General features: G+C 61.3%; 6 protein-coding genes. 1 reads left to right on the top strand and 5 read right to left on the bottom strand.

All coding sequences use genetic code 11. The features are described from left to right. A partial coding sequence (locus AC1DD7_RS22450; RefSeq protein ID WP_477516622.1) for a DUF7507 domain-containing protein occupies nt 1-2,045 on the bottom strand: 2,045 nt, incomplete at its 3' end. Between the two features lie 253 nt (nt 2,046-2,298). Between AC1DD7_RS22450 and AC1DD7_RS22445 the strand changes: the two genes are divergently transcribed. Further along, nucleotides 2,299-3,051, top strand: coding sequence for a hypothetical protein (locus AC1DD7_RS22445; RefSeq protein ID WP_477516621.1), 753 nt, complete (start codon nt 2,299-2,301; stop codon nt 3,049-3,051). 184 nt (nt 3,052-3,235) lie between these two features. Here the strand turns inward: AC1DD7_RS22445 and AC1DD7_RS22440 are convergent, their stop codons facing one another. Genes AC1DD7_RS22440 through AC1DD7_RS22425 form a run of 4 tightly spaced genes read right to left on the bottom strand, consistent with a single transcriptional unit; the run spans nt 3,236 to nt 8,563 of the window. Beyond that, the gene (locus AC1DD7_RS22440) at nt 3,236-5,077 is read right to left on the bottom strand and encodes an IucA/IucC family protein (RefSeq protein ID WP_477516620.1); all 1,842 of its coding nucleotides are present in this window, start codon (nt 5,075-5,077) and stop codon (nt 3,236-3,238) included. Beyond that, complete coding sequence (locus tag AC1DD7_RS22435) at nt 5,074-5,664, bottom strand: GNAT family N-acetyltransferase (RefSeq protein ID WP_477516619.1); 591 nt, start codon at nt 5,662-5,664, stop codon at nt 5,074-5,076. The genes AC1DD7_RS22440 and AC1DD7_RS22435 overlap by 4 nt, the downstream gene beginning before the upstream one ends. Beyond that, complete coding sequence (locus AC1DD7_RS22430) at nt 5,661-7,004, bottom strand: lysine N(6)-hydroxylase/L-ornithine N(5)-oxygenase family protein (RefSeq protein WP_477516618.1); 1,344 nt, start codon at nt 7,002-7,004, stop codon at nt 5,661-5,663. Before AC1DD7_RS22430 ends, AC1DD7_RS22435 begins: the two co-directional genes overlap by 4 nt. Beyond that, the gene (locus tag AC1DD7_RS22425) at nt 7,001-8,563 is read right to left on the bottom strand and encodes a pyridoxal phosphate-dependent decarboxylase family protein (RefSeq protein ID WP_477516617.1); all 1,563 of its coding nucleotides are present in this window, start codon (nt 8,561-8,563) and stop codon (nt 7,001-7,003) included. Before AC1DD7_RS22425 ends, AC1DD7_RS22430 begins: the two co-directional genes overlap by 4 nt. Between the last annotated feature and the right edge of the window lie 31 nt (nt 8,564-8,594).

The raw sequence follows: 8,594 nt of genomic DNA, 5'->3' as shown, positions 1-8,594 counted from the left end.
GCGGTGGTGGTCGCCGTGCCCGTCACAACGTTCACGAGCTGTTCGTTCCACGCCCCGGCTTTGACCACGACGCTGTACTTCAAGGTGGCGGTCTGCCCGGCCGGGAGGGTGAACGCCGCGGTGGCGAGCAGGGTGGAGGGCGGCACGGGGTTGGCCACCGCCACCGGGGATCCGGTGCCGATTACCAGGGACGCGGACCCGGACACGAACGTCGCATCATCCAGGACCTCCGCCAGGTTGTCCTTCAGCACAACCCCGGTGATGGTGCCGCTGATACTGCTCGCCGTGACCGTGTACACGATGGTCTGGCCCGGAGTCACGGACCCGTTCGCCGGAACTCCCCCGTTGACCGTCGCGGTCTTTTTGATCTTCCACGCCGGGGGTGCGGTGACCTGAGCATCATCGGTTGCCGTGACGGGCAAACCCAGGGGCGGGTTCCCGGTGACCTTCGCCGTGTTGGTCAGCAACCCCGTGGTGACATCGCTCGCCGTGACCACATAAGTTGCGGTCGCGGTCACGGACTGCCCCGGCAATAGGATGCCCGGAAGGCCGGGCCAGGCGTAGGACAGGGCAGATATGGTGCCCGTTCCGGAGAACTGGGTCTCGGCGATGACCACCGAGGTCAGCGTCACGTTGCCCGTGTTTTTCGCCACGAACGTGTACGTGGCCGTTTCACCGGCCACCAGGATGGTCTTGTTCACCGTCTTCACCAACGTGATCGCCGGAGCAGCCGCCGGAGCGACCGTGAAGATGTAATCCTCCACCTCGCCGGAATCAGACGGTCCGATCGGAAGCTGGACCTGGGCGGTGGTGTAACCGACCCGGAACCGCGCATACGTCGTCCCCGCAGTCACCCCCGCAGGGACCGTCGCCCAGGTCAGCGTGGCGGTCGTGGCACCGGTCGCGAACGTGGCGCAGGCGCGCTCGGCAGTGTTATTGAACAGTCCGTCTTTGTTGAAATCAATCCACCCACAGGTCGTGCCTGCTTTACTGGCCCCGCTGATCGCCACCGTTGTGGAGTAGCTGGTAGCACCCTGCACCATCGGTGCCAGCACCACGCCGTCGTCCATCAGGTCCTGGGCCGCCGTCAAACCCGCATTCGGCGACACGGTCCCATTGGCCACAGTCGCGTTGTCCTCAGTCACGTTCGGCCCAAGAGTCACGTCCGAAAGAACAGCCCGGGCGGCACTGCCTTGGTCATAACTGGCCGGGGCATCACCGAAATCCTGCAGAGCGCTCATCGCAATGACGAAGTTGTCCTGGTTGTGGTCTCCGATGTGTGTGATGTCGTTGTCGGTGTAACCAGGCATTGTGCTGCTGACTGGAACGAAGACGCTGCTGATGTTGAAAGTCAACGTGTTCACAATGCCGTTGATGCGGACCGATCCACATCCTGCCGTAGCCTGTGCGTCGACAGGGTCGGGTGTGCCGGTCTGCACACTCGTATTACACGCCGTTCCGGCATTGTTGTTGCTAGTAGTGATGGCGTTGTTTGCCACCGAAAGGTTGCCGCCCGACAGCTTGGTCATCGTCAGGCCTGGGGTTGCGAGGTTTAGGACGGCGCTCAACTGGGATTGTCGGTCAACACTCCCGTTGTCAGTTTCATCCAAGTGAACCTCTCCGCCGAGGCCAGCGATGTTAAGTACGGGATTCCTCACCGGTTGGTTGAAAGCGATGGTGACAGTCCCCAGACCGCTGCAAGGGCCGGTTGCTGCGCAATTGTTGACTGCGTGAGTGGCAAATTCGACGGCAGGGGCCCCGGTTCCGATGTTCTGTGAGAAATCAGAGGCCACATATCCACGGCTACCCATCGTTGACCGGCCCACCATCCAGGTATTTCCCGACATGCCATAGGTGGTGGTCAGATTAGATCCAGGCATCGAAAGTGTGGCGATGGTACCGGGACCATTGAGGTTCGCCGGGGCGGTTGCGATCTCGTAAGCCTGAGCCGGTGTGCCAAAACCCACCGTCCCGAATGAAAGCCCTCCCACGACCACCATTAGCGCGGCAACGAACGCCGTAATCTTCCCAACCGGATACTTCAAGGGGTTCCTTCCAAAGAACAGTGACCCGGCCGACCCCTCAACCGACGAGCAAAACATTTACATCAAGAGAGACCATCCATTTGCGTCCGGCAGGGTTGGTCTCCAGTCAATGAGTGCAGCGTGGGAAAAGTTCATGCCGCAAAAAGGGAAAACTTTTTCTGGCCTGCGGATGGAACCATGTCCAAGCCAGAACGATGTCCAGTATTTGGACGAAATTGCGTCATGACTTCGCGATCAATGGCACTCATTGGACATGAAAGATCAACGCGCTCATCTGAAAATCGAAAGCAGGTCCCTGCAGCTCCGTGGGCGCTGGCGACAACGTAGTGAGCAGGCCGGATGGCTATTCCCAGGTGACTGGCTGGTTCCTGAAGTCGAGGACATTCTGAAGGCCCAAGCTGAGGGTGGTGAGCTGCACATGTCCGCCAAGAACCTCGGGGCGTCCCGCGCCTATCACGGCGTTGGAGTCCGCGAAACCATGAAGGATCTCAGTGCCTTTTTCGAAGCGGCTGGCGTACCCGCTGATGACGGCTCTATGCGGGACCTCGTCGAAGGATGGGCAACGGAAAATGAACGCCTCGAGCCCTTCTCCTGCACCGATGTCTATACAGGGCTTGCAACCATGGCGCACTTTGAACGGCTGATCCATGAAATGTCGCTCCGCCCCAGCGCCCGACGCAAAAGCCACACGATAGCGACCCTTCATCTGGGATGGTCTAAAGGCGGCAAGCTGCTGAGCTGGGAAATGCTGGCCGAAATGGGACAGATATGCCGAGGGGAACTTGCGGCAGTGGAAGCCACTGCGGCCTATCATCGCGGAAGTATTCACACCATGATGACCCGCAAGCGGGAGAGCTACGAGGCGTTGTTCCGCTGTTTGCAACTCATCGACGGGCTACACCTGGGCGTTGGACGGCGAACGCTCGTGGAATTTTTGGATTTTCCCACCTCGCCAGCGGAGTGCGACCGGGCAATCGCAGGCCTCCGCTACAGACGGTCAGCCTGATAAAAGGAAACGCCACGGAATCAGGAAATGTCGCGAAGCCGTGCCCATTTTCGCAACACGATTTAGCGGCAATTGGTACTAGATAGGCGTGGCAGCTGCCTGGGGTCGGATCAGGCAGCCAGTCATGAGGAGGCGCCACCGGATGAAGCAATTTTTCCCGGCGGCGCCTCCGCCAATTTTCCGCTTAAGCGAACTTTGCCAGGGGGTTGGCCAGCCGCCCAGCCATCTGCAATCCACCGGACGGATCCGAGATATCGAGCATCTGCTGGTTGTTCCGCAGCTGCAGCCGGTTAAGGCAGGACAACTCGAAGTCCGCAGCGAACAAATCATGCATGGCGAACTGGTCCGCTAGTTCCGGATGCCGTTCCTGATATTCACGAACCACGGCAGCGGCAGTCCCCCAGAATTCGTCTTCCCGCAGCCTCCCGTCCTCCACAAGGATGGCCCCGAGGAAACGGAAGATGCAGTCGAAGACGTCAGTGAAGATCGCGAGGACCATTTCTTCAGCGGGAATCTCGGCCTTGACCCGGGAGACTTCCTCGGGCAAGTCCAGCCGGTCCCCCATGACCACAATTTCCTCGGCAATGTCCTTCATGATCGCCCATACCGGCACGCCGTCCTCGAGGATCAGGATGACATTCTCGCCGTGAGGCATGAACGCGAGCTCATACTCGTAGAGGCAGTGGACCAACGGAACGAGGTAGGCCTCGAAGTAGCGGCGGAGCCACTCGGTGGGTGACAGGCCGGAGCGTGCAATGAGCGCCGAAACTACGGACGCCCCAGACGAATCCACGTGCAGCAAAGACGCCATGGTGGCCAGCTGCTGCCCTTCCTTGAGCAACGGCAACGGGCTCTCCCTCCACAGAGCCGCGAGCATCTTCCCGTATGGAGAGCCCTTGGCCGATGCAGCCTCGTAATAGTGGTTGTGGTAACCGATGGCCGCCGTTTCACGGATCATGGCCAGGCCCCGGTTCTGGAGCTCCTGGTCATTGCCGATCAGTTCCTGCAGCCAATCGTTAATGGCCGGTGTTGCCTTCATGTATTCCGGGGAAAGGCCACGCATGAAGCCCATGTTCAGCACGGACATGGCCGTTTTGACGTACGCCTTCTCCGGTGAGGTGGTGTTGAAGAACGTACGGATGGACTGCTGCGCCTGATAGGAGTCGCCGCCGCTGCCCAGGTTTACGATGTGGCGCTGGGCGATTTCTGCCGCGAACGTCACGGTGAGCTTGTTGTCCCATTGCCAGGGGTGCACCGGCATGAGCAGGTAGTCCTCAGGATCCAGGCCGGAAGCGGTGAGTTCCGCGTTGAACCATGACAGAGTTGCAGCTCCGAGTTCGGCCTCAAAGTGCGTCCGGTAATCCAAGCCTGCGCTGGACGTAAAGACGGCTTTACTGCGATGCACGGCGATCCACTGAAGCTTCACCACGGCACCGGTTTCCGGCGCGAACGCATGGTAATCGGCGATGCCGAAACCCAGCCGGCCGTTGTTTGCAACGAAGCATGGATGCCCCTCGGTCATGCTGTGCTCGATCGCCTGGAAATCGGCCGCCCGGTCCGTGCCACGGGTGATGCCCGCCGCCAACTCGCCGGAGCTAAAAGTCTTGCCCTGCTTGTAGGCGTGACTGGCCAGCGTGCTGCTGATTTCCTCGAGGTAGACGGGCAGCATCTCCTGGCGGATGGCCAGCGCCTCGTGGAACTCGGTGATGAAGTCCAAGGCATCCAGCGGCCGCTCCGCACCATCGCGGATTCGGGCAATGGATTCCGGGAAGACGGACCAGTGTTCAAGCGCCAAGAGCCGCGCACGGAAGCGGTACTCAACGGTGGCGTCGTCGCTGACAACCTTGTACAGTCCGACGCCGCCGTCCTCCTCACCGATCAGCTCCGGTACCAGGATCCTCTCGTGCGAGAACTCGGCAATGGCTTTTCGGATCAAGTGCCTGTTGGCCACGGCCCAACGCTCGGGGGTCAGGTGGGATACAGGTTCGGTTACCTCGTGGAGGGAAGTTTCAGTGGTAGTGGTCACAGGGAATCTCCTCTGGTCGCCGCGGCAGGCGCGGCCAGAATCGGGGTAAGAGTTGCGAGGAAATCCTCGCGCGCGCAGAAGCTCAGGAGCCCCTGCTTGTGGTCTTCGGCAGGATCGACGGCGGGAAGGGTCACCACGCCGTGCGGGCGGAAGCCCACCTTCTGGTTCAGCACATGGATCTTGTGGTTACGGGCGTCAGGCTCGACGACGACGCGCTGGGCTGCGGGATCAGCAAACAGTTCCGTCATCACCGACTGCATGACGGCTGTGGTGTAACCGGGCTGCGGGTCGCCACTGGGCGGAGACACCAGGAGGTGCATTCCCACGTCGCCGCTCTGGACCTCGTAAACGTCTGCCAACGGCGATGACTCGGGACGATACCGCTCCATCAGAAACGCGGGCACGCCGTTGTCGAGCCCCAGGAACGCCTGGTGGTGACCCGATTCGGCGATCCGCGAGTACTCCTCCACAACGTCCTGCTCGGTGGCCGAAACCATCCCCCAGAACCGGGCGTACTCCTTGCTGACCCAGCTGTGGAGGACCGGTGCGTCCGCTATGGGGTCGACTGGCCGGAATGTGAAGCTCATACAGCGGCCCCCATGGTGTTCGGAATTGTTGAGGCAACTGGGGCTGGGGCGCCGAACTGCTGGAACGCGATGCTCCGCTCGATCGGATAGACCTCGCGGCCGGTAATTTCCCGCAGGATGCAGGAGTTGCGGTAAGCGGCCATGCCAAGGTCCGGCGTGACGAAACCGTGGGTGTGAAGCTCAGCGTTCTGGACGAAGATTTCGCCAGGTTGGACGCCGGTTCCATAGTTTCGTTCGACGTCGAAGCGGCCCTTGGCGTCGCGGCGGATCCGGTCCTGGATGCCGGCCAGGAAGGCGGGCTCCTTGTACGTGTAGCCGGTGGCGAGAACCACGGCTTCGGACTCCAGGCTGTAATCGCGGCCGTGTTCCTCGTGGTGCAACTGCAGTGTGTGGGTGCCCGTGGCCGGGTCCCATTCAGCGGATGTTAGCGATGAGTGCGTGTGCAGCTGCGTATCCACCATGCCGGAAAGACTCTTGGTGTACAGGACATCGTAGATGTCGTCGATCAAGTCCGAGTTGATGCCCTTGTACAGGTTCTTCTGGCTCTTGATCAGGGAATCGCGCTGCTCCCCCGGCAGCGAGTGGAAGTAGTCCACGTACTCGGGCGAGGTCATCTCCAGCGTCAGCTTGGTGTACTCCAACGGGAAGAAGCGGCCGGAGCGGGTCACCCAATTGAGCTGGTAGCCGTACACGTCGATTTCCTGAAGGAGTTCGTAATAGAGCTCCGCGGCACTCTGGCCGCTACCGACGATGGTGATGCTTCGCTTGGACTGCAGCTCACTCTTCCTCGACAGGTACTCGGCGTTGTGGAGGACAAGTCCGCCGCCGTCCACAATCCCTGCACAGGACTCCGGAACGTACGGCGATGTGCCGGTTCCCAAGACCAACTTGCGGGCACAAAGCACCTCAGCGCGTTCCGGGCCCTGCACCGAAAGGCGGTACACGCCGTCGTCGTACGCCACATCCAGCACATCCGTGCTAAAACGGGCCGACTCAAGCTGGCCGGCCACCCACTGGCAGTACTGGTTGTATTCCTCACGCAGCGGGTAGAAGTTTTCCCGGATGTAGAAGCGATACAACCGTCCGGTCTGCTTGAGGAAGTTCAAAAATGAGTACGGGGACGTCGGATCGGCGAGCGTCACAAGGTCCGCCATGAACGGTACCTGCAGGTGCGCCGGCTCCAGCATCATGCCGGGGTGCCAGTCGAAGGATTCGCGACGTTCAAGGAAGACGCAGTCCAGACCTTCCACCGGCTCGCTCAGCGCGGCGAGGCCCAGGTTGAAGGGCCCGACGCCGATGCCGGCGACGTCGTAAATCCTGCTGTTGCCTGGGGTGCTCATGCTGCAGCCTCCGTGGTGGTCGCGAGCAGGCTGGCGCCCGCCCGGCGGATAAGTTCAATGATTTCCTGAATATCCTTCAGGGAGGCCTCGGCGTTGAGGAGGGTGAATTTGAGGTAGTGGCGTCCGGCAACCTTGGTTCCGGCAATCACAGCTTCGCCCGAAGCAAAGATCGCTGCCCGAATGGCCGGGTTGAGGACGTCCGCGGCGTCCTCGTCCAAGATCATGCCGTCAACGGCGGGGCGGTAGCGGAAGACCAAAGTGCTCAACTGGGGTGCGGCGGCGAGTTCGAACTCGGCGTCATCCACCAACAGGGTTCCCACACGGCCGGCGAGGTCGATTGCTTCGTCGAACAGCGCACCAATGGCGTCGGCGCCCATGATGCGCAAGGTGAGCCACAGCTTCAGGGCATCGAAGCGGCGGGTGGTCTGGATGCTCTTGTCCACCTGATTGGGAATTTCAGCCTTCGCGGCGCTCTCCGGATTCAGGTAGTCCGCGTAGTAGGTGACGTGGCGCATCATGGAGCCGTTGCGGACCAAGACCGCGCTGGAGCTGACGGGCTGGAAGAAGGTCTTGTGGAAGTCAATAGTGACGGAGTCGGCCAGGTGGATGCCATTCAGGAGGTGGCGGTAACGGCCGGAGACGATGAGGCCTCCACCATAGGCGCCGTCCACGTGCAGCCAGGAGTCGTAGGCGCGGACCAAGGCCGCCAGTTCGGAGAGAGGATCGACCGAACCGAAGTCGGTAGTTCCGGCGGTGGCCACTACCGCCATAGGCGCCAGGCCGGCGTCGTGCGCTTCCGCCAAAGCAGCCGCAAGCGCGGCGGGGTCCATGCGGTGATCGTCAGCGGTGGGCACGGAGATGACGGCATCGAAGCCGAGCCCGAGCATGGACGCGGACTTCTGGATGCTGAAGTGGCTGTCTGCAGACGTGAAAATTCGGAGTCGGTCAAGGAGGTGCGGGAGGCGCGCGTCGCCGTTCGCGGCACGCAGCCTGGCCACGGCGTGGTTGCGGGCGATCAGCAGCGCCTGGAAGTTGGACTGGCTCCCGCCGGAGGTGAAGACACCATCAGCGGCGGCGTCAAAACCAATACGCTCGGCAGTCCAATCGATGAGCCGGCGCTCGATCATGGTGGCGCCGGCACTCTGGTCCCACGTATCCATGGAGGAATTCACGGCCGAAAGTACGGCTTCACCAACCAGTGCGGGGATGACCACCGGACAGTTCAGGTGAGCCGCGTAACGGGCATCATGGAAGTAGATCGCGTCCTTGAGGTAGAGCTCCTCAAGCTCCTCAAGGGCAGCAGCCGTATCCGGCAGCGGACGTTCGAGGTCGACGCCACCAACGCGGGCCTTCAGTTCTGCATGCGCGACGCCGGTGAAGGGCCGGGCTGTGCGCTGGACTTTGGTGGAGACAGCATTGACTCCCTGAAGAACCTGAGCCACATAGTTGGGCGAATTTCGTGCGTTGAACAGCTGGTTTGTGGCAGCGAGGGCCAGTTCCACCTTGGAGCCAAAGTCCTGCTCCTGAGCGATCCGCTCTTCGACACTTGGTGACGTCACGTCAGCTTCCTTCCATCATTGGGCGCTAGTT

The sequence above is a fragment of the Paenarthrobacter sp. 10L412 genome (assembly GCF_056395565.1).
Note: the sequence above shows the minus strand (reverse complement) of the source record. Positions and strands in the feature narration are given on the sequence as shown.

Excerpts from the sequence above, each read along its gene's own strand:
- AC1DD7_RS22445 (WP_477516621.1), top strand. The coding sequence starts at position 2,299 with ATGAAAGATCAACGCGCTCATCTGAAAATCGAAAGCAGGTCCCTGCAG.
- AC1DD7_RS22435 (WP_477516619.1), bottom strand. The coding sequence starts at position 5,664 with ATGAGCTTCACATTCCGGCCAGTCGACCCCATAGCGGACGCACCGGTC.
- AC1DD7_RS22430 (WP_477516618.1), bottom strand. The coding sequence starts at position 7,004 with ATGAGCACCCCAGGCAACAGCAGGATTTACGACGTCGCCGGCATCGGC.